The following is a 21,799-nucleotide window of genomic DNA, read 5'->3' as shown; positions in this document are numbered from 1 at the left end:
ACAAAAATCCGTATATTGCGCGTGCCTACGCGGCACACCCTACAATGCACAACGCTATCCTGCTTCCACTGGTGCATTGATATTGGTGTTTAATTACTTCCATGCAAAACAAACCTTCCTCTTTTTCTCGCTTTTTTAAAGAATCGGGCGCTTTGTTACACCTATCGATCCCTATCATTCTGATGCAACTTGCCACTCAGTCGATGGGCTTTATCGATACCACAATGGCAGGACAAGTGAGTGCTGCAGACCTTGCTGCGATCGCACTTGGCACCAGTTTATGGCTACCCGTTTCGCTATTGCTTCGCGGCATCATCATGGCATTAACACCTGTTGTGGCTTACCACCGCGGCGCACAAAGTTTAAATAACGTGCGTATCGCGTTTATTCAGATGCTTTGGTTGTCTGCGTTTGTCAGTGCGATTCTGATTGTTTACTTACTACTTGGGGAAACCATTCTCGTTGGCTTAGGTGTTGCGCCTGAGATCATCCCTATCGCGAGTGATTACGTTGTCGCGTTGGCGTTTGGTGTTCCAGGCATTGCGCTTTTCTACACTTTGAATGGCTTCTGCGAAGGGATGAACAACACTCGCGCACCGATGTTGATTTCTGTGATTGGTTTGTTGGTAAACATCCCTGTTAACTACATTCTGATTTACGGCAAATTCGGCATGCCGGCTCTGGGGGCGGTTGGTTGTGGCTGGGCTACTAGCTTGGTTTACTGGCTGATGTCGGCCCTGCTGTTTAGCTACATCAAGAGCCATCACCACTATAAAAACATTCTTCACTTCGCAGAATTAAAACCAGTATGGCAAGAGATCAAACAGCTGTTCAAACTCGGGATGCCGATTGGCTTAAACATTGCGGTTTGTGGCAGTATCTTCGCGGTGATTGCCCTGTTGATTGGTCGTATCGGTGCGGAGAACGTTGCAGCGGCGCAAATAGCACTGAATATTTCTAGCATGACGTACATGATCCCAATGAGTCTTTCATTTGGTATCACGATTCGCGTTGGTCATGCATTGGGTGAACAAAAGCTTGAAACGGCCTCTCACCGCAGTTTGGTAGGCATTATTACTGCCGCGCTACTGTCGTTGATTTCAGTCGGCTTCTTCTTGCTGTTCCCAGAGTGGATCATTCGTTTGTACACCACAGATCCTGTGGTTTCAGCAACAGCGGCTACACTGCTGATGTTTACTGCGATGTACCAATTCAGTGATGCACTGCAGACCTCTGCAAACGGCGCTCTGCGTGGCTACAAAGATACTAAGATCCCAATGATTCTGGCAATTCTTGCTTACTGGGGCTTGGCACTTCCATTGGGTATGTTGCTGGGTATCACCGATGAAATCGTTCCTGCCATGGGCGAAGAAGGCTTCTGGATTGGTATCGTGACAGGATTAACTACCGCTGCAATTTCAATGCTGATTCGCTTGGCGCTAGTGATTAAGAAGTACAATCAAACTACAAATGAACTTGATGCTAAAGAACTTGTATTGAACTGATGAACAAAGGAGCTCACTTGAGCTCCTTTGTTCATTTTTAGTTAGGGCTGCTTTAACACTTTGCCATAGAACTTAATTAGAGACTGCTCTGCAAATGTATTAAGCATCTTATTGAAGCGCTCTCTCTCAGACACTTCGACCATTGTAGACCTCACTTCAAGTATTGTTCTTACGGACAATTCAGTCGGCGAAATCAGTTCTGCGCTGCGTGTTAGCGAACCCAAAGAATGGGTCAATTCAAGAGTTGGAGGAATATCCGTAATTTCCCATAAATTGTTAGTATCGTAATACACATCAGACACAACTCTCACTCCATGGAAAAGTGCAGGGTACTTCTCATTGTACATTTTCAGGTCAACCAATTCCTTCTTGATCCATGCATCATGCTCTTCATATTGAAGCTCTTCTTCCACACCTAGAAACGGCTCGATGACCGACTCAGACCGGACAACGGTTCGAGTCGACATAGTGTCGAGATTTTTGACCTGAAATTCGGGGTTACCGATGCTTGTTACCACTTCGGAATATTCATCCGTTAATTTTTCGATACGTTCAGCTTCACCCAGTTCATACAAATTGGCGCGCACCAACCCTGCATATTCACCGACGTAAACCCTTTCTTGAACTTCTTTTTGTCCACCCAAATCATCAAATAAAATCACGGTGTCAGTATTCATTTTCCATCGGTAACGGCTTTGTTGCATTTGTCCAAGTTGAGCGTCTTGCGTCAATGGAAGAGACACTTTGCTTTGAATCCACTCAGGTGTGTACTGCCAATTGGTTTGTGTATCAGTTGGGTCTACACAATAACGTTGTTCACCATACTCAAAACAAACAACTACATGGTTAAATGCCGTCATTGTTGGCAGCAATACCCCTTCTGTTTTGATTTGCTTTGTTGCGACCAAAACTAACTCAGCGTCCAAGCCCAGTTTATTCAATAATCCGAGTAGCAAAACAGATTTATCTTTACAGTCACCCAAGCGGTTTTCAATCGTCTCGGCAAGGTCATGCGGTGTCATCGCATGACCGAACTTTGAACGCGAAACGTAACGAATATCACGAGACACAAAGCTCAAAATGCGTTTGATTTTCTCATCAGTGTCGATTGCGCCATGAGCCAATGTTTGAAACAGCGGCTCTAAGCCCGATTGATCTCTAAACGCTGTGTTCATGGTGGTCGACGCGCGATCCGCGACATCTTGCCATGTTCTCATAGACCCCAAAGCAATGCGACTAATAGCATCACGCCACTTAACCTGATAATCACCATCAAAAGCAGCGATATTGTGCCCCAAACATGAGAGAGTTGAATTGGTCTGTTTACAATTCACATCTTCGCTGTCATTTGCCCAATAAACTGGCGAAGCCTCATCCCACACGACGTCGAGTCGGAAACTATCCATTGGGTAGCTACGTTGTGTATGTAGCTCTTCAGCCCAATCATGTTCCATCATTGAACGTTGAGTAATGATTTCGTACTTCAAGACAGCAATACCACCTTCTTCCAAGCCTGGGATTGCTAAAGCGATCTCTTTTTGACTGGAAAAGGTGTTATAAACGCCTGTACCTAGCACCTGAATTTGAGATGGGTCAATCTGCTTTATCACTCCGTTTGGTGAAACTGATGCAGCCGCTTTGATTATCACTTTTTCATAATTAGGGTCAAAGTACAGCCCCATCGTCCCATGCGATTCAACGTCGACAAACCTTGGAAAGTAGTTGACTAATGTTTGCTCTTTTCTAACAACGTCGGCTCGAACATTAAACTTAGTTTCACGTAAAAGCTGAGCCATTGCAGAATGTGATTTATCTTTAGGGATGAGAGCTAACGCGTCCCGTAGACCGTCTTGTGATAACTTCCAGTCGATTTGGGGATACTCGTTAGCATGCACACCTAACGACCCAGCAATAGCGACTAGGCTAAATAACTGAGTTAAATTCATTGTAATGTGAACTCCTTTGCCATCGCTGCAAACTCTGGTTTTCTATGAGAGTAAGTTTTAGCGGGTTGATCTAGGATTCCCATTAGCTCATAGCTATTATCACCAGAGTGAAGCAAAGTCACGTAACCCGAAGCTAACATTGAGCCACTTTCCTTGGTGCAGACTAACTCTACCTTGAGCGCAAAATCGTTACCGACAAAGCTGCGTGACTCTACACAACGAGACGCACCAATCTCCTCATCAATCCATTGACGACGATCATGCATGTGCTCGTTAATATCCTGGAGCTCTCGGTTATTAAACACGATTAGGTAAGAACCAAACTCTTCACTCGCAAACTCTGCTAACGCTGAGCCATCACTGTACGTACCAAGCTCTAAACGATGCCAATTAGCACCATGGAAAGTGAGCTGAAAATCCTGTCCCTGTTCAATGTAAGTAGATTGATCTGGGTACGCTTCTAAACTGTCTTTCATTACGGAATTGTTGTACATCACGCCATACATCAACAGCACACCCGGTGTCATAATGATTACGACTAACCATTCCAGAGGATGGTAACCACCTTTTTTGCCTGTAAACTCAATATCGCTTCGCTGACGTTTGAAATTGTTTACTCGATAAGAAAAAGCAGTAAATGAAGTAGCAGTAAATAAATATGCAACAAAGTCTAGCCATAAGGGTGTTGCCCACTGCGAAGTTAGGGAGAAGTAAATCGTTGATAACAAGAACCCTAATGCACCTAAGTAATAAACGGTACGAACATTGAGGTTCTTATTATCCTCTTCGAGTTCACAAAGCGTGCGATCCAAGCTGCGAAATGCGAAGTATTGGAAAATCGCCAACCAAGGAACAAAAAACCATAAAAACGGTTTGAAGTTTCTAGCGGATAGTTGGTCTATTTCTTTAATACGGCGATAGAGCCAAAAGTTTGTGTAAAAGCCGAGAGTACTGAAAGCTAAAAACCAATCAAAAATTGGTTTTCTTGGATACGCCACTTTCATTTTTTGAATAGGCGCGTCATCAGAAGACGATTTATCTAACACTTCTTCGCAAGGCATACTGCTGGTTTCTTGCATTTTTAAATCCATATTTTAATTCAAAGCCAAAACGTACGTTGATCCGACTGCGTCACATTGCATTTCAGTCATAAGCTCGAAAGATATTTCTAACTCACTCATTATATTTATATTTTATAAATCGGTGATATTAACAAAGATGCATTAAAACACGAATGAAAGAAGCTTAATGCATCTCCTTTTGTGATTAACGTTAAATAATAACTAACGCAAATTATTCTCTTCTCTGCTGATTTTTACTTCCAAATGTTGAGTTTCAAAAAATCACTACTCGTATAGTTGAGTATCGCATTACGCCTCCTTACAAAGCCGTACCAATCATTACAATTAAATTTATAGATAAGCCTTATATTTCACGTTTGTTTCACGTTTTCTTTGATACAAGACGCATCATAAAAACCAAACACATCAGTAAATTAGGGAATATTTATGAAAAAGCCCACCTTTGGGCCTTTACAGCCTGTTGCTGTATTTGCGCTATTTTCGCTTGTCTTTTTGTCCACTTCGCGGATTTTATTAGCCTTTTGGCTCTCTGACCGGATCGAATCTTTTAACGACCTTATTTACATTCTTGGTCAGGGTTTACGCGTCGATTTTGCAACGATTTGTTGGTTGTTTATCCTGCCAGGCTTACTGTCTGCGCTATTACCGGTGACCGGTAAGATTGGTGAGTGCTGGAAATGGTTACTCCGTTGTTGGATGGTCGCTGGTCTATGGATCTTGGTATACATGGAGCTTGCTACCGCTCCATTTATACAAGAATACGATCTTCGTCCGAACCGTTTGTTCGTGGAATACCTCATTTATCCGAAAGAAGTATTCAGTATGCTTTGGACTGGCTACAAGTTAGAACTGTTCATCGGCACGCTTGGTACGGTTATTACGCTTTTCTTAGGTTGGAAATGGAGTAAGAAACTGACGGATAACGCTCAGCAAGTAAACTGGAAATGGCGTCCTGTTCTTGCAATTTTAGTGGTTCTGATTGGTGTCGCTGGCGCTCGTTCATCTTTGGGTCACCGCCCTCTTAACCCTGCAATGGTGGCATTTTCGAATGATCCTCTAATGAACGATCTGGCACTCAACTCTTCCTATTCACTGTTGTTTGCTGTCAACAACATGAAGTCAGAAAAGAGCGCAGAGCAGTTTTACGGAAAAATGGATGATCAGAAGATGCTCGACATCGTTCGCGCCTCTTCTACTAAGTCTGATTTTGATCCATCTTTACTTCCAACTATGAACAGCAACCAAGCAACATATCAAGGAAAGCCAAAGAACTTGGTTATCTTGCTTCAAGAAAGTTTGGGCGCTCAATTCGTTGGTTCCTTGGGTGGTCTTCCTCTTACGCCTAACTTCGACAAGTTGATGAATGAAGGTTGGCAGTTCACTCAGATGTACGCAACGGGTACGCGTTCTGTTCGTGGTATCGAAGCGGTGACAACAGGTTTCCCACCGTCACCATCGCGCGCAGTGGTAAAACTAAGCAAAAGCCAAACAGGTTTCTTTACTATTGCTGACTTACTGAAAAACCGCGGTTACCACACTGAGTTTATTTATGGTGGTGAAGCAAACTTCGATAACATGAAAACCTTCTTCTTCGGTAACGGCTTCGACCAGATTGTGGAAGAAAAAGACTATGAGAATCCAGAGTTTGTTGGCTCTTGGGGTGTAAGTGATGAAGATCTTTACACTAAAGCGGACCAAGAGTTTGAGCGCTTATCAAAAACTGACAAGCCTTTCTTTAGCTTAGTATTCAGTTCGAGTAACCACAGCCCATACGAATACCCAGAAGGTAAGATTGAACCTTACGATGCTGAGCATATGACGCGCAACAATGCCGTTAAATACTCAGACTATGCGATTGGTACGTTCTTTGATAAAGCGAAAAAATCTTCTTACTGGGACGATACTATCTTCATCGTCATTGCTGACCATGATGCTCGTGTATTCGGTGCGAACTTGGTCCCAGTGAAGCACTTCCACATTCCTGCTTTAATCATTGGTAAAGACATCAAACCGCGCAAAGATGACCGCATTGCAAACAACATCGACATGCCACCAACACTGCTGTCTTTGATTGGTATCGATGCAAAAACACCGATGATCGGTCGCGACCTGACTAAGCCTTTGGCTCGTGAAGATGAACGTGCAATGATGCAATATGACAAGAACTTTGGTTACCTAACCCGAGATAACCTTGTTGTATTCTCTCCGGGTGAGAAAGTATCAACAATGCAATACGATTTTGATAAACAAACCATGGAGCCGATGGACGTTGATCCAGCCGTTATTGAACGCGCGAAAGCCAATGCACTATTTGCTTCTAAGGCGTACCAAAACAACTGGTATGCATCCAAAGCGGTTCAGTAGTCATACCAAACATTCATTGAGCTATAAATGAATAAAAGGAGCGCCCAATGCGCTCCTTTTTGTTTTCTCACATTGTTGTATTCTTAGTGTCTGCAGTCCCTATTCAAGCCACATGTTTTTCAAAGACATCACACCCATTCGGTCAGTTTCTGCTCCATGCAGTTCTTCAGATTGAGAGTAGACAATGTGCTCTCTCCAAAGCGGCGCATAATGGTAGTTCTGTATCAACCAATCCTCCGCTCGGAATAGCTTCTCTAGCAATCCATGACTGTCTTCACTTTCACGCATCAATCCATCAACGAACTGCACTAAACTGTTTTTCTCTTTCTCGCTCAAACATCGAGTAAACGCGTCACTGGCAAGCATCCACTCGTAATACTGATAAGCTCGGTCATCGCCAAATACGTAACAACCATAACCGACATCAGCGATCGCACGTTTCTCGTCGTCTGGACTTTGAATCGTCCACTCAACACCAAGCTCGGAAAGTATCTCAATGAGTGGAGCAAGCTCTGCTTTTAAGTTCTCACGAATTTCGATCACCACTGGACGCTTTGGCTTTGTCATTTGGCTTTCAAACAGGTGAAAACCTTTGTCTTGGTGCTCGTTCATCAGACTATTTGCTAACTCTACGCGCTGATCAGCATGCTTTCTAAAGTGATGAACAATCCAAGCACGCTCTTGCTTGCTCAATTGGTTTTTGTGGTAGAAAAAATGAAGGACAGAACAACCATTTTGCTTACTGTGATCATCTCCGACATTATCAAGATGAATCGCGCGCTGCATTTGCTGAATGTGTGCATGACCCACTTTGCTACAGGGTGACAATGACCAAAATTCAGCCATATCAATCAACCCTCCAATGCCAAAATACCGAGGATTTCTTTTGAGTGTCCAATGGTGACTCTCCAATCGTTCCGCATAATAGGGACCTGTTCCAATAGGCTTATGTGGCTGTTCACAATCCATAATTGCCGTGTGTTTATCACACAATAAATTGAGGAATACAGGGTCATTTTGACGTAGATAAAACGTCACCCATTGCCCTTCGACGTTGATAGAATCAAGGTGGCGAAACAAGATCGAAAACGGATGAGCCTCGTTTAATCTTCGCTCAAAGTTCGCTTTAATATCAGTGCCGCTCAATCGCTTGCCATTGTGGAAAGTCACATCACTACGCAAGCGAATTCGAACATGGTCTCCCTTATTTTCAAATGCGTGCGCAAGTTCAGGCAAGATGCTTTGAGAGTGAGGGTCAAAACGCAGCAATGTATTGTAAATGCTATCTATTAGCATCACCGAACGCACAGAGTGAGCTTGATGTGGTCGCCACTCTGGTAATTGATAAGGTGCGATATAAACCAGGGTATTTTGCTTGTTCAGTTCGGTTTGCGCATCACCCAACCACAGAGGCAGATTTTCTTGAAACACCAATTCGCCATCAAACTGCTCTGCAAGTTGATGTGCTTGGTTGATTTTTCCCGCTTTAACCCACTCTTCTAATGCCTGCTTTAACGCCTCTTCAAACGTCACAAGTAGTGTGAGCGTGGACACGTTTCCCCGCCCCTTACCCGGAGCCCAAGTCACCCAACCATATGATTCCATTGCCACCATTAATTTACTGACATTTCGATCGCTACATTGCAGTTGTTCTGCTAGTGATGCGATGGTGACTGGCTTTCTCTCCTGAGTTTGATAGTGCCGACTCAATTGACGTAAGCGGCTCAAATGCGAGGTAGATTTAAAAGATGAACTATCCATATTCATGTGTTCGTTATTTGTTCCCAATTAGACTTTCATACTATCTCTAAAGTCATACAGGAGGTCAATATGAATACCATTTACTACTCTTACTATACATTAAGTGCCGAGCGCCATCGAAATACACCAAAACCAGAACCAGTAAGAACCAACCAATCTAGAGTGAGTTCATTCTTTCAAACTGTGTTTTCGGTCTTACTCTTTGTGTAAGCACAGTGCGTGATAAGGAGCGCCCGACGCGCTCCTTTTTGTTTCACTGTTTCACTAGTGTGGTGCTAGCCGGTTTTCTTTTGCTTGACGAAGGCATTAACGTTGCACTCAGTAGTGCGACCCCCATCCCACCGGCAAGGATGAAATACATCAATACAAACTCTTGTGTATGAGCATAGGTAGAAGCAATAAGCCAATACGCGATAGGTCCGGTACTAAAGCTTAATGTGTACTTAACGGCATAGATCCTAGAGCGCCATTTCGCATCGGAATAACGGCCAATAAGCCAATCGTTCACCGGTATTTGCGCGTACGTACACAACATCAAACCAACAAACACCATAACCAAAGACCATTCATGAGTAATCGTCGCCAATAGCAGGAATAACAGCTGCCCACCAGTAATGCAGGCGAGCAGCTTCTTGATATCAACACGATCTATCAACTCACCCACAACAAGCTGAATAAACGCAGCACAGACAAAAATAGAGGTGGTCAACGTGCTTGAAAGGCTCAATGATTGGCTAAACTGTGCGTCCATGATTTTTGGTAACGAGGTCGTAGTAGATTGAAAGACCAAACCACCGAAGAAGACAATCACCGCCACACAAGCGAACAGCACTTTGAGTTGTCGCAAAGGTATCGTTACGTCGTCACGTATACTTTTCACATGTTCGATACCGGTAACGTCTTTCGATGCAAACCAGTACATAACGCCAGTTAACAAACATACGATACCTGGAATATAAAATGCGGCTTGCCAAGAGAACCATTGGCATAACAAAGCGGTCCCCATTGCCGCAAATGCCAAACCTAAGTTGCCTGCCAGCCCATTTACCGCGATAGCCCTGCCTGTTTTGTTTGCAGAGCTGAAGATAAGTGCAATACCAACAGGATGATAAATCGCGGCAAACAAGGCAATGGTACAAAGCCCCAATCCCATTTGCCATGGCGTTTGCGCGAGAGCGGTAAGTAACGCAGAGATGCCCATCCCAAAGTAGAAAACGATCATCATGCCTTTTCTGCTCCAACGATCCGCTAGCCAACCAGCCGGTAGCGACATCACGCCATAAACCAACATGGCTGCACTTCCCACTTGAAGTAGTGTGGCGTAACTCATGTTCCATTCTTTATGCAGCGTTAGTACGACAGAAGGAAAAATGAGCAAGAAATAATGATTAAGTGAGTGCCCCACATTAAGGACACCCGCGTGAATTGAGCGGTTCATCTCGACTCCAAACAAAATAACGGAAAGCTAATTAATGACAAGCTCAGTTTATCTGGCTAGCATTTGGCGTATAGATTCCATCGAGACAGGTTATTGCTCAAATGAGCCAAAACGTCAAAGCCATCAGTTTGGATGCCAGTATCAATCGCTTAGAGGCGGTGGTCATTCCCAAGCACTACCCCAACGGGCACATCATTGACTGGCATTGCCACCGACATAACCAATTGGTGTACGCCAGCAGTGGAGTGATGGCGGTCGAGACAGAATTGAAGTTATGGGTCGTTCCGCCTCAAAGGGCTGTGTGGATCCCAGCGTATGAGAAACACAAGGTGTACATGTATGGGGATGCGGCGATGAAAAACGTTTACTTGTTGCCAAGCATCGATATTGAGCTGCCAAATCAGAGTGGTGTTCTCAATGTTTCACCAATGCTGCGTGAGATGATCATTCATCTTTCTGAGCAACCTGCCGATCAAGCGACCACGGAACCGTATTGGCTTATTGTTCAGGTTTTGTTGGATCAGTTGAAAGTCGCACCACAAGTGTCCATTCAAATCCCTCTTCCCAACAACGCCAAACTCGGACAAGTTTGTAACTCACTGTTGGAGACCCCTGCGGACAATCGTTCACTAAAGCAATGGGCAGAAGAAATTAACGTCAGCAGCCGTACTTTGAGCCGCTTGTTTCGTAATGAAGTTGGCATGTCTTTCATCGAGTATCGTAAACAAGCAAGATTATTCCACTCTCTGACTTTGTTGGCGCAATCTCACCCTGTCACTACCGTTGCATTTGAGTGCGGCTTTACGAGCGCAAGTGCTTTTAATCATCTATTCAAACAAAGCTTTGGGGTGACACCGGGCCGCTTCTTCATCAATTGATATTGAGGACGAATAAAGCCCGTATTTGATGCAGAGTTCGAACGGTCGATACTCCGAGTACTTGACATCCTTATCATCTGAAGATTCTACCAGATACGCCGCTTGCGTATTTACTCACTAAAAAGACGTAAATAATCAGAAAGATCGGTTAAAAATGTGCATTTTAGGCATTCCCATTCAGTCAGCAATAAATTAGACTCAAATCAATGCCCAAGAAGTTTGAATTATTGATAAAAAGGAATGCCCATGAGCTCAAGTATGATCCTTAATGAATCGCTGATTGTAAGTGGCCGAGATATCCCACTAAAAGAATTGTTGTATGCGAAACGTGTACTTGATAATTACATGGCAGTAGCAAAAGAAAGTAGTCCACTAGAACTGCTCACCGAAATGAAGTCTGCAGCAAAGCAAGTTGAATACTTCACCACTGACGATAACCCTTGCGAAGCACGTAATGTTATCAGTGGTATGATTGACCAAATCGACAGCGCAGAGTCTTTCGATGCCTTTAAATCACTGGCTGGTAAACCGTCTCAAGCGTTGAATGAACTGATTGAAGACCGAGCACAATTGATTAAACATGAACGTGAATTGCTATTAGCTTCAGGTTATGACGCTTCTCGCATCTAATCGACATCGAATTAGAGTTAATCCGTTCTGACGGATAGACACAAAAAAGGAGCTCATTGAGAGCTCCTTTTGTATTTCTGAATCACCAAGTTGGGGAGTGAAAAGCGCTTGCTCTACAGTCCCATCTCTGCCGTAATGTCTTTGATCTGTTTTAGGTCCATCTTGTGAACTTCAATAAGTTGGTCAACTTGGCTTAAACGAGAATTTGCTTCATCGTGTCGGTCACACGCGTCTGATTTCACGTCCCAAGACTTGCCCTCTAGGAAAACGTCACACTCTTTTTTCAACGTTTCGATCTTAGGCAATAGCGATTCACGCTCCTTCTCTAGAGACTCCAACTCTTGCGAGATTTGCAGCTCCTTACGGAACACTTCACGTGAACGCTCAAAGATGGTCGCTTGCATATCGGCTTGGCGATTAAGCTTATCGTTTTCACTCTTAGTGGTACTTAGCGTCGCTTTCTGTTCTTTCACTTGTGACTCAAGTGAAATATTCACTTTTTCTACTTCAGTTAACTGCGCTTGAAGCGCTTTTAGTTCCGCTTTATGAGCTTCTTCTTTTTCTGCCAATAACGTCGCGACTTTTGCATCGATTTCTTTATCCAAGCTCGCTTCGCGTGTTTTCACTTGAGAAACCAAATCCGTCTTGTCTTGTGCTAGTGCTTGGTATTTTTCTTCCAACACTTGGTAAGTGGACTCCCACTTACTTGCTGTCATTGCCGACCCAGCCAAACCACCAAATGCCAAACCCAGTACTGCCGCAATGGCAATATAAATGTGGGTACGCTTATCGCGCTCCTCAATGACAACTACTTCGTCTTGATCTTCAATATTATTCTGAGAAGTCACCGTATCTTACTCCAAGGACTCTACCGGTTTGCTAGCGAGTGAGTTCCGCAATCATGATTGACGCGGTATAAATTAAAAATGCGCTGATCAGCGTAATGACCGTCGCTTTTTGGACTTTTTCATTGGTACGATAACGAAATAGCACAAACGCTAATCCAATCAATACCGCAATGGCTAACAATCTAGTCATACCGCCTCCTTGTCCAATAATGTGAACTTATCTGATTCCATAGACAGTTTCGCAAAGAAACATTGTAACCTATTTCTACGTCGCTTACGGTCAACTTAGCGTAGATTTTGAAGCGATTGCTCCCGTTTTGATCAATTTTCTATTCTAAACTGAATAACTTATCGACACAGCTCTACTCGCCCATCGTTCAATCGAATTAGATTTCGACCATCCATACAAGTAAACAATGAACAAAAGATTGACTCATTTGTTTAATTAATCGACAAACCTATGAAATTAAGACCACAAAGTCCGCATAATGTGTTGAAAATAAATCGTCATTTGGTGTTGAAATGGTAACAAAACATGATAGAGTTCACACGTTAATGGTGACCAGCATCATTAACTAACCTTTACTCATTTAATTGAGTAAATGTTCCGATGAAGACTGCAGGAGAGTGGTTATTAACTAAATTTTAACATTTAGTTAGGGTAACTCGCCGAAGAATTAACTATTTCAGGTGCTACCTTGGTAGCGGGGACTGTAGTTGGAGGAACCTCTGGAGAGAACCGTTAAATCGGTCGCCGAAGGAGCAAGTCCCGCACATGTGTGCGGGGTGAAACTCTCAGGCAAAAGGACAGAGGAGTGGAAAGTAACAACCTAACTATTTGGCGTTCCCGCCTTATTTTGTTTTGAATAGCATAGCTATTAGAGATCCTTGATCTCGTCCTTTCCCTCTTCTCCTTATTAGTTGTTTTATTAAGGGGAAATCATGAACGACCTACAATCTTTACTTCAAACCATTGATAACTTTGTCTGGGGTCCACCACTGCTGCTTTTGCTTGTGGGAACCGGTGTTTACTTCACTTTTAGCCTAGGCTTGATCCAATTTAAACACCTACCAACTGCGTTAGCGATGGTATTCAGTAAAGATAAGTCATCTGATAAACAGGGTGACGTTTCTAGCTTTGCAGCGCTATGTACTGCGCTGTCTGCAACTATTGGTACAGGTAACATTGTTGGTGTTGCAACAGCAATCAAACTTGGTGGTCCTGGTGCCCTATTCTGGATGTGGCTAGCTGCCCTATTTGGAATGGCAACCAAATACGCTGAGTGTCTTCTTGCTGTGAAATACCGTCGTGTTGACGACAAAGGCCAAATGATTGGTGGTCCTATGTACTACCTGCAATATGGTGTTGGCTCGAAAGCGCTAGCTATCATGTTCGCGGTATTTGCACTGGGCGTAGCTTGTTTTGGTATCGGTACCTTCCCTCAAGTGAATGCAATTCTTGATGCAAGTGAGATTTCTCTTGGTGTAAACCGCGAGCTGTCTGCCTTCATCCTGACGCTATTAGTGGCATTCGTAACCTTGGGTGGTATTAAGTCGATCGCTAGCGTTGCAGGTAAAGTCGTGCCAGCAATGGCGCTGTTTTATGTGCTAGCGTGTTTGAGTGTGATCATCATGAATGCGGACCAATTGCTAAATGCAGTTGAGCTTGTATTGGTGTCTGCATTTACTTCGACAGCGGCAACTGGTGGTTTCTTGGGTGCAAGTATTATGCTGGCAATCCAATCTGGTATCGCTCGTGGCGTATTCTCAAACGAATCTGGTTTGGGTAGTGCGCCTATGGCTGCGGCGGCTGCGAAAACGGATTCTTGTGTTAAACAAGGTCTGATTTCTATGACGGGTACCTTCTTCGATACCATCATCATCTGTACGATGACTGGTCTTGCTTTGATCCTTACGGGTGCATGGCAAAGTGACCTTGCAGGTGCAGCGATGACAACACACGCATTTGCGGTTGGTCTTAACGCAGAGACATTAGGTCCAATGCTGGTATCTATCGGTCTTATGTTCTTCGCATTTACCACCATTCTTGGCTGGAACTACTACGGTGAGCGCTGTGTTGTATTCCTATTCGGTACAAAAGCAGTACTTCCGTACAAACTGATTTTTGTTGGTTTGGTGGCTTCAGGTGCTTTCCTTCACCTAGATATGATTTGGCTACTGGCTGATATCGTAAACGGTCTAATGGCAATCCCTAACCTAATTGGTTTAATTGCTCTGCGCCACGTGGTGTTGGAAGAGACAAAACTGTTCTTCAAACCGTCTTCTCAATCAGATGATTTTGATGCAGTAAAAGCCTAATCCAAGTTAGAAACGTGAAGTTCACTTTAATTAAGAGCCCCCTAAGTTGAATGACTTAGGGGGCTCTTCTTATATAGGTATACCCAATGACTTCAAGATGCAGGATTCAGAGCGTTGTCATTGATTCGAGAGTAAGGAAAACGACGCAGTGTAATAACTAGATCTTTAAATCGCCGCCGCGTCTACAAACCAAGTCATTCTCGCTGAACCTAGCATCTCGAGGTTACTTGGGTATATTACATTTTACTGCGATACCTTCGCTTTAGAAAAAGCCTAGCGGATTGACGTCGTAGCTGATTAATAGGTTCTTCGTGTTCTGGTAGTGATCGAGCATCATCTTATGGGTTTCTCGACCAATGCCTGATTTTTTGTAGCCTCCGAATGCAGCATGTGCAGGATACGCGTGATAGCAGTTAATCCAAATACGCCCTGCTTCGATATTACGCCCCATGCGGTAAGCAAGGTTTTGGTCGCGCGTCCACACACCAGCACCCAAACCATATTCCGTGTCATTGGCAATCGCTAGCGCCTCTGCTTCGTCTTTAAAAGTAGTCACAGCAATGACCGGACCAAAGATCTCTTCTTGGAATACGCGCATCTTATTGTGACCTTGTAACAAAGTCGGTTGAATGTAGTAGCCTTGCTCCAAGTCGTTTTCCTGTTTCGCCACATCACCACCAAACACGACTTTGGCCCCTTCTTGGCGTCCGATTTCTAGGTAGCTCAGGATCTTATCGAATTGTTCTTGCGATGCCTGTGCCCCCACCTGAGTGTCAGTATCTAATGGGTTACCTTGTTTAATGGTCTTCGCGCGCTCCGCAACCTTCGCAATAAACTTGTCGTACACAGATTCATGTACCAAGACACGTGATGGACAGGTACACACCTCTCCTTGGTTAAAGAACGCAAGCAGCGTGCCTTCAATACACTTATCTAGGTATTCATCTTCATGATCAAACACATCTGGGAAGTAGATATTTGGAGACTTACCACCAAGCTCAACGGTTGATGGAATGAGATTCTCTGCTGCGCATTTTAAGATATGGTTACCTACTTCGGTTGAGCCCGTGAATGCCAGCTTTGCAATTCGGTTACTGGTTGCTAGTGCTTGCCCTGCTTCTGAGCCAAAACCGTTGACCACGTTCACCACGCCTGCTGGCAAGAGATCACCAATCTTTTCCATCAGAACGAGAATCGAAGTTGGCGTTTGTTCGGCAGGTTTGAGCACCACACAACAGCCAGCAGCCAACGCAGGAGCAAGCTTCCACGCCGCCATCAACATTGGAAAATTCCAAGGAATGATCTGTCCTACAACGCCAATTGGTTCAGGGAAATGGTAGCTTGCAGTGTGTTCATCAAGCTCAGCCGCACTGCCTTCTTGAGCACGGATACAGCCTGCGAAGTAACGGAAATGGTCGACCACTAAAGGAAGATCCGCCGCCAGTGTTTCGCGCACAGGTTTACCATTTTCCCATGTCTCTGCTACCGCAAGTTCTTCAAGGTTTTGTTCAATGCGGTCTGCTATTTTCAGTAGAATGTTGGCACGCTCGGTAACGCTGGTTTTGGCCCATTTTGCTCTTACATTGTGCGCTGCATCCAATGCAAGGTTGATGTCTGCCTCGCTAGAACGAGCAACCTTACAATACGCTTGACCATTGATTGGTGACGTATTATCGAAGTACTCCCCACCCCTCGGTTTCACCCATTCGCCACCGATGTAGTTGTCGTAATGTGATTTAAAACTCACGACGGCATTTTCACTACCTGGCTGTGCATAGATCATAACTCTTCCTTTTGTTCTCGTTCAGTTTTTTGTTTTAAACAACCGAGTGTTCAACTCAGCGATGTTGTCACTTCATTACTCAAGTCACATGCCAACAACACACGTCTTGTTGTTAATTAAATGTAAAACTATGATTACCAAGCGATAACAAACTAAGTGAGTGACGTTTGAGCGGATGTATGGTGTGAACACCAGTGTTCAAGTGTTCCAAAATGGCACACCCTCACTGTGACAAAATGGTACAGTCATGGAACTTCAACACATTACCAACAACAACTGGCTTTCTACTTCATGGGACAGAAGTGAACAAGCGGGTTTAAAACAGCGACGTCGACCTGACGATATTCGCGTCACTTCTGCGTTTCTGCAGGACAGACGCCACCAGCTTAACTTCTTAATCGATGCCGTGAAGCAGTTTGCCCTGCCTTTGTTTAATCAGTTGTTTGCGCACAGCGACAGTCGGTTAATATTGACCGATGCGGATGGCGTGATCATCGGTAGCTGGGGGCAACCTAAATTCCGAGAAAAACTGACCGAGATTGCGCTCAGTTCTGGCGCGTGCTGGCAAGAAAAACTGAAAGGCACCAACGCCATTGGCACTGCTTTAGTAGAAGCCAAACCGGTGTCCGTTATTGGTGACCAGCACTTTATTCAACATCATCGCTTTATCAGTTGCTCAGCAAGTCCAATCTTTGATCATTTGGGTAACTTAATGGGCGTGTTGGACATTACCAGCGAAGAGAAAAAGCACGATTTCTCAACGCAAGTACTGGTCCAGAATATGGTTCAGCAAGTCGAAAACCAACTCCTCAATCAAATCCCTCAAGGACATATTCGAGTCGATTTAGCATGCGAAAAAGGGTTACTCAGCAGTGGGTGGCAAGGCATTATCATCGCCAATGAGGAAGGGCAAATCCTTGCGCATAACCAAGTCGCCTCGCAATTGCTTGATCAACCGAATGTGATTGGACAATCTCTGGATTCGATACTCGATAATTCGCTAAGCCGTCAATCACTGGTGTTTAAAACTCAACCTCTGTCAGAGAGTAAAACGTCTTCCCGCTCTCTTTCTGCATCCAACGATCTTCATTATGGCGACACCACGGTCGAGCATTGTTGGCAACAAGCAAATCGCGTTATCGACAAAGACATTAGCTTACTTATTCTTGGAGAAACCGGTGTAGGGAAAAACGAATTCGTCAAAGCGTTACACAAAAACAGCCAACGTAAGAGTGGTCCTTTGGTATCAGTTAACTGTGGGGCATTACCCAAAGACTTAGTTGAATCTGAACTGTTTGGCTATGTTTCAGGTGCATTCACTGGTGCAAACAGCAAAGGATATCAGGGTAAAATCCGCCAAGCGCACAACGGCATCTTGTTCTTAGATGAGATTGCAGATTTGCCTCTAGAAGCGCAAAGCCGCCTACTCCACGTGTTACAAGACAAAACCGTACTTCCTGTTGGTTCAAACCAAACCATCCAAGTTGATACACAAATCATCGCCGCAACACACAAAGACTTAGAGTTGTTGATTGAACAAGGCGTATTTCGTCAGGATCTTTACTACCGCCTCAACGGACTTATCGTCGAACTACCTCGCTTTGAAGAGCGCAATGATAAGCAAGCACTGATTGAGAACATTCATCGACGCCATTCTGATTCGGAACAGACCATTTGTCCCCACCTTCTTTCATTGATGATGACTTACGTGTGGCCTGGCAATCTGCGAGAACTCGATAGCTTAATCAAAGTCTCTTCATTGATGGCGCAAGGAGAGCCGCAACTAGAACTTAGCCATGTGCCAAATCATCTTGCTAAGAAGCTTAGTCATACCAGTATGATTGAAGACGTTAGCGTGCCGAAAACCAAAGATATGCGTTCGACTGTCGAAGATAAGCTGGTAAAAACTTATCAAGCGAACCAAGGTAATATCAGCAAAACCTCACGCATGTTGGGATTAAGCCGTAATACCATTTATCGCAAGCTTAAAAGCCTTGGGATGCTAAAGTGATAGATGTACAGAGATAAAAAAAGAGCACCGCTTCGGGTGCTCTTCTTATTTTGAAACCTAGCCTTACAGTCCGCCTTCTTGCTGCGCCTGTTTTACTAAAGCCTGACGTTGAGTTTCCGTTTCAGATATCACTTTCTGTTCCTTGTGCGTTTCCTGATCCATATCAGTCGGAATGAAAACAAAGTACTTGTTAAGAGTCATCGTAAGAACCTCAATTATTAGTGTTAAATCACCTTCTTGGTAAATGTAAACAACACCAGCAAAAACAACTTATGCCGGATCCTTGTTGTAGGTTTCAAAAAATAGAGGATGTTTGACCATCAAACATCCTCCATATGCAACCTAATTATAGGATGAGTTCAAGGGCTTACCTAGCACTGTTTTTCACCTTTTACGCAATCTTAGTTTCGCCTTCCGATTGAGCACATCATACTCTTACAAGCTAACCCCATGTCACAAAAGGAAAAATTGTTTTAAATTTTATTGGAACAGAGGATGAGAGACACCGATACTTAAAGCTCAATAACCTCAGGTACTGAGCTCGTGAAAAATACTATTGATTTGAATTTGTATCGCTTTCTTTATCTACTCAGCCAGCAAAAATCGCAGGCGAAAGTGTGTCATACCCTCGACATTAGCAAAGCGACATTCACACGACAATTGGCTGAATGTCGTCAAAGATTTGATAACGAACTCTTCAATGCAGAAAAAGGCATTTATACCCCAACCCTGCTTTGCCAGCAGCTGTGTGAAGTCATCGGCGAACCATTAGAACGCCTAGAACAAATCCCCCAGCTGGCACAAAGCTTCAATGCAAATCAGCAAGCCAATGAGTACATATTCAGCATCATTAATCCGTTATCTGGCATGTTGACGACCCCTTTAGTCTCCGCCCTTACAACGGAAGATCAAAAGCCGAAAATTTCATTTATTGATTGGTCGATAGAAAGTATCGAAAACCCAAAACGAGGGGCCGTCGTCATTGGAATTGGCGGTTTTCCAAATGAGCTCAATGAGAGAATGGTTGAGCGCAAAGTTGCTTCTGTTCCCATCTTTGCGTACGTGAATGATCAACACCCACTTAGCCAACATAACGAGCTAGAGCTAAGTGACATTGAAAACCTCGAGACGGTGCGCGTGTCTATGGGCTCTCTTGATGTCAGTGCGTACTATGAACGAATGCGAAAACTCACTGGGGTAAATTTGGAACAGAAACTAACGGTCTCTTCTATGGCGGCAGCGCTTGATTGCGTAAAAGTCAGCCCGTATGTATTTGTCGGGATGCACATTAACGATGATGCCCTACCAGAGGACGTTCTCCGATTGCCGTTAAGGCTGAATGCTAAACCAATGATGTTTGATGTGGGCGTTCAATATCACCGAGCATTCTAGCAGCACCCGATCATTGCTCAGGTAGAAGCCTTTATTAAACAAGCACTGCAAGAAACAAATTAGAACGACTATCACTTGTCGTCGCAAATAAACAATCCCTCAAGCAAGACCAAACAAAGCCGCAACAGAGCCATAAGAACAAGCCAAAAACAAGCAACCGGTCTATCAATTGACCGGTTGCCTCTTCAATTATCTTACTTCACTTCCGTGATATCACTAGGCTTCCACGAGCCGTCATACCAAGGTTCTAATGGACCGTAGACACGCAAGATAGTGAACCAGCCTTTGTTCGGCACAGTCTCAATCCAGTTTGCTTCTTTGCCTTTTGGTGCTTTCGGACCAAAATACAAATCAATCGAGCCATCTGCATTTGTCATCATGTCGTCGCGTTTGTCATTCTTACTCGGGAAAGGTTGACTGGTCTGTAATTCCGAACGCGTTTGTGTATCGTAAGCCACAACTGACCAGAAGTTCTTCGCAGGAACATTCGCAGGAATGGTCAGCTTGTAGTTTTTGCTGCCATCAAAGAACTCTCCCTGAGCAGATTTATCAACGATTGCGTACTTAGAACCTTTACCAACCATTTTGAGCGCCATTGCCGGCGTATTAACCGTCGCCATATAGAAGAAATAAGTGCGCGCATCTAGGTTGCGACCACCGTTGCCTTCTTCAATCAGCCATTGGTAATCATTACCAATGAACGCTGTCTTCCAATTACGATCATCCCAAATGTGAGCGTTCTGGGTACGAGGATTAAACATCAACGCTCGTGCGGTTGCATTACCTATTGCTGCACCATCTTCCAATATGCTCTGCATTCGTGCATCTGGGGCAAACGGCTTACCTTTTTGTATGCCGATGGTCGCTATCAGTCCACGCATTTCTGGGTCGATAAACTCAATCGGTTCTTTGTCGATCACCGTTTTGATTTCATCGTAAAAGTGCTCATCATTTGCATGAATGGTATTAAACGATTTACCACTACCAGAGATGAATTCCATCTTCGGCGGCTCACCTTTCTTAGATAATGGATAAATCTTTAAACCACTATGGTATGAATTCACCGCCGCGTCTGTTTTACCGTCTTTCAAAAAACCACGAGCAATAAACCAGTTCACGTAACTTGTTGATTGAGAAACGTGATACCCCTCTGGCACTGGACCTTCATAGTTCGGAGGCAAAATAAGGTATTTGCCACCTTCACCTTTATCTGGTCCTACAACACCCATGTCCGTCACAAAACGAAAGAATGCATCATTGACGGTCGTTGGTCCCATACCCGGTGGGATTTCGACCACCGTTGGACCATCACGCTCGAGATCGAGAAATGCGGACGCGTATACCGTATCTGTATTTCCGGTTAAGAACAGCGGATTCGAATCCATCAGATCATCAAACAGCATCACCTGATTGGATGTGGTTAGCCCCATTTTCTCATGCCCGACTCTTAACGCTTCCAGGGATGCCATAGGAATCGCGTTCATAAACACTTCTGTTGCTCGCATGGTATCGAGGTTGTTGTATAGCGTATCCATCGTCTTCTGGCTTGGTACGCCATCCTTGAAATTCAAAGTACCAATGCTGGTTTCAACCTTATCAGGAGTCATGATACTGGTAGGAATATCTGTATTGTACGCATTCGTGCTTGCCAGAACAGATGATGAAACCAGTAGACTAGTGATAACAACGACACGTTTAAGTTGAGTCTTGAACATAAGAGTTTCCTGCTTTGTCAGTGGGGATGCATTAACTGTAGCCAAAGATGGGAATCAATTTTGACGTTCAGCAGAATCAAAAATGTTGGCATAGACAATGAGCAATGAAACTCATATAAAATCACAA

Annotated in this window: 16 protein-coding genes, 1 pseudogene and 1 riboswitch; of the genes and pseudogenes, 8 read left to right on the top strand and 9 right to left on the bottom strand. The window is 44.1% G+C overall.

Features of this window, described 5'->3' with window-relative positions; all coding sequences use genetic code 11:
• The first annotated feature begins 101 nt into the window (after positions 1-101).
• Positions 102-1,505 (top strand): MATE family efflux transporter, encoded by a 1,404-nt coding sequence (locus MHO32_RS05995; protein WP_049535949.1) that lies wholly within the window; start codon positions 102-104, stop codon positions 1,503-1,505.
• 41 nt (positions 1,506-1,546) lie between these two features.
• On the opposite strand, the gene MHO32_RS05990 is transcribed toward MHO32_RS05995, so the two are convergent.
• Together MHO32_RS05990 and MHO32_RS05985 are read right to left on the bottom strand one after the other, a co-directional pair.
• On the bottom strand, positions 1,547-3,451 hold the full coding sequence (locus MHO32_RS05990) for a DUF3857 domain-containing protein (RefSeq protein WP_239210906.1): 1,905 nt from the start codon (positions 3,449-3,451) through the stop codon (positions 1,547-1,549).
• Complete coding sequence (locus tag MHO32_RS05985) at positions 3,448-4,542, bottom strand: hypothetical protein (RefSeq protein WP_239210905.1); 1,095 nt, start codon at positions 4,540-4,542, stop codon at positions 3,448-3,450. The genes MHO32_RS05990 and MHO32_RS05985 overlap by 4 nt, the downstream gene beginning before the upstream one ends.
• A 417-nt stretch (positions 4,543-4,959) precedes the next feature.
• Here MHO32_RS05985 and MHO32_RS05980 point away from each other — a divergent pair, with 417 nt between their 5' ends.
• Positions 4,960-6,897, top strand: a complete 1,938-nt coding sequence (locus tag MHO32_RS05980; RefSeq protein ID WP_009697460.1) for an LTA synthase family protein — start codon at positions 4,960-4,962, stop codon at positions 6,895-6,897.
• Positions 6,898-6,996: 99 nt separating this feature from the next.
• Here the strand turns inward: MHO32_RS05980 and MHO32_RS05975 are convergent, their stop codons facing one another.
• Positions 6,997-8,664, bottom strand: a complete 1,668-nt coding sequence (locus MHO32_RS05975) for an SgrR family transcriptional regulator (RefSeq protein WP_085320025.1) — start codon at positions 8,662-8,664, stop codon at positions 6,997-6,999.
• A 63-nt stretch (positions 8,665-8,727) separates the two neighbouring features.
• Between MHO32_RS05975 and MHO32_RS05970 the strand changes: the two genes are divergently transcribed.
• The gene (locus tag MHO32_RS05970; protein WP_155243578.1) at positions 8,728-8,868 is read left to right on the top strand and encodes a hypothetical protein; all 141 of its coding nucleotides are present in this window, start codon (positions 8,728-8,730) and stop codon (positions 8,866-8,868) included.
• A 43-nt stretch (positions 8,869-8,911) separates the two neighbouring features.
• On the opposite strand, the gene MHO32_RS05965 is transcribed toward MHO32_RS05970, so the two are convergent.
• A complete protein-coding gene (locus tag MHO32_RS05965) occupies positions 8,912-10,096 on the bottom strand; it encodes an MFS transporter (RefSeq protein WP_239210903.1) in 1,185 nt (394 codons plus the stop codon).
• 101 nt (positions 10,097-10,197) lie between these two features.
• On the opposite strand from MHO32_RS05965, the gene MHO32_RS05960 reads away from it, so the two are divergent.
• Complete coding sequence (locus MHO32_RS05960) at positions 10,198-10,974, top strand: AraC family transcriptional regulator (RefSeq protein ID WP_239210901.1); 777 nt, start codon at positions 10,198-10,200, stop codon at positions 10,972-10,974.
• A gap of 246 nt (positions 10,975-11,220) precedes the next feature.
• Positions 11,221-11,604, top strand: coding sequence for a hypothetical protein (locus tag MHO32_RS05955; RefSeq protein ID WP_005446079.1), 384 nt, complete (start codon positions 11,221-11,223; stop codon positions 11,602-11,604).
• Between the two features lie 113 nt (positions 11,605-11,717).
• Here MHO32_RS05955 and MHO32_RS05950 read toward each other — a convergent pair whose 3' ends face one another.
• The gene (locus MHO32_RS05950) at positions 11,718-12,452 is read right to left on the bottom strand and encodes a hypothetical protein (RefSeq protein ID WP_009702107.1); all 735 of its coding nucleotides are present in this window, start codon (positions 12,450-12,452) and stop codon (positions 11,718-11,720) included.
• A 31-nt stretch (positions 12,453-12,483) separates the two neighbouring features.
• Complete coding sequence (locus tag MHO32_RS05945) at positions 12,484-12,642, bottom strand: hypothetical protein (RefSeq protein WP_005446082.1); 159 nt, start codon at positions 12,640-12,642, stop codon at positions 12,484-12,486.
• A 529-nt stretch (positions 12,643-13,171) separates the two neighbouring features.
• Positions 13,172-13,273, top strand: a riboswitch (glycine riboswitch).
• Positions 13,274-13,394: 121 nt separating this feature from the next.
• Between MHO32_RS05945 and MHO32_RS05940 the strand changes: the two genes are divergently transcribed.
• Complete coding sequence (locus MHO32_RS05940) at positions 13,395-14,771, top strand: alanine/glycine:cation symporter family protein (protein ID WP_005446084.1); 1,377 nt, start codon at positions 13,395-13,397, stop codon at positions 14,769-14,771.
• Between the two features lie 262 nt (positions 14,772-15,033).
• Here the strand turns inward: MHO32_RS05940 and exaC are convergent, their stop codons facing one another.
• Positions 15,034-16,554, bottom strand: coding sequence for an acetaldehyde dehydrogenase ExaC (gene exaC / locus MHO32_RS05935; RefSeq protein ID WP_009697454.1), 1,521 nt, complete (start codon positions 16,552-16,554; stop codon positions 15,034-15,036).
• Positions 16,555-16,801: 247 nt separating this feature from the next.
• Between exaC and MHO32_RS05930 the strand changes: the two genes are divergently transcribed.
• On the top strand, positions 16,802-18,565 hold the full coding sequence (locus tag MHO32_RS05930) for a sigma-54-dependent Fis family transcriptional regulator (RefSeq protein WP_239210899.1): 1,764 nt from the start codon (positions 16,802-16,804) through the stop codon (positions 18,563-18,565).
• Between the two features lie 63 nt (positions 18,566-18,628).
• Here MHO32_RS05930 and MHO32_RS05925 read toward each other — a convergent pair whose 3' ends face one another.
• A complete protein-coding gene (locus MHO32_RS05925) occupies positions 18,629-18,766 on the bottom strand; it encodes a hypothetical protein (RefSeq protein WP_005446090.1) in 138 nt (45 codons plus the stop codon).
• A 342-nt stretch (positions 18,767-19,108) separates the two neighbouring features.
• On the opposite strand from MHO32_RS05925, the pseudogene MHO32_RS05920 reads away from it, so the two are divergent.
• Positions 19,109-19,954: pseudogene (locus MHO32_RS05920) on the top strand (LysR substrate-binding domain-containing protein); the annotation flags it as partial.
• 197 nt (positions 19,955-20,151) lie between these two features.
• Here MHO32_RS05920 and MHO32_RS05915 read toward each other — a convergent pair.
• Positions 20,152-21,672: a DUF1254 domain-containing protein gene (locus MHO32_RS05915; RefSeq protein ID WP_239210896.1), complete on the bottom strand. Its 1,521-nt coding sequence runs from the start codon at positions 21,670-21,672 to the stop codon at positions 20,152-20,154.
• Between the last annotated feature and the right edge of the window lie 127 nt (positions 21,673-21,799).

The organism is Vibrio sp. MMH1-50, assembly GCF_022347645.1.
GTDB classification, from domain to species: Bacteria; Pseudomonadota; Gammaproteobacteria; order Enterobacterales; family Vibrionaceae; genus Vibrio; species Vibrio harveyi.
Note: the sequence above shows the minus strand (reverse complement) of the source record. Positions and strands in the feature narration are given on the sequence as shown.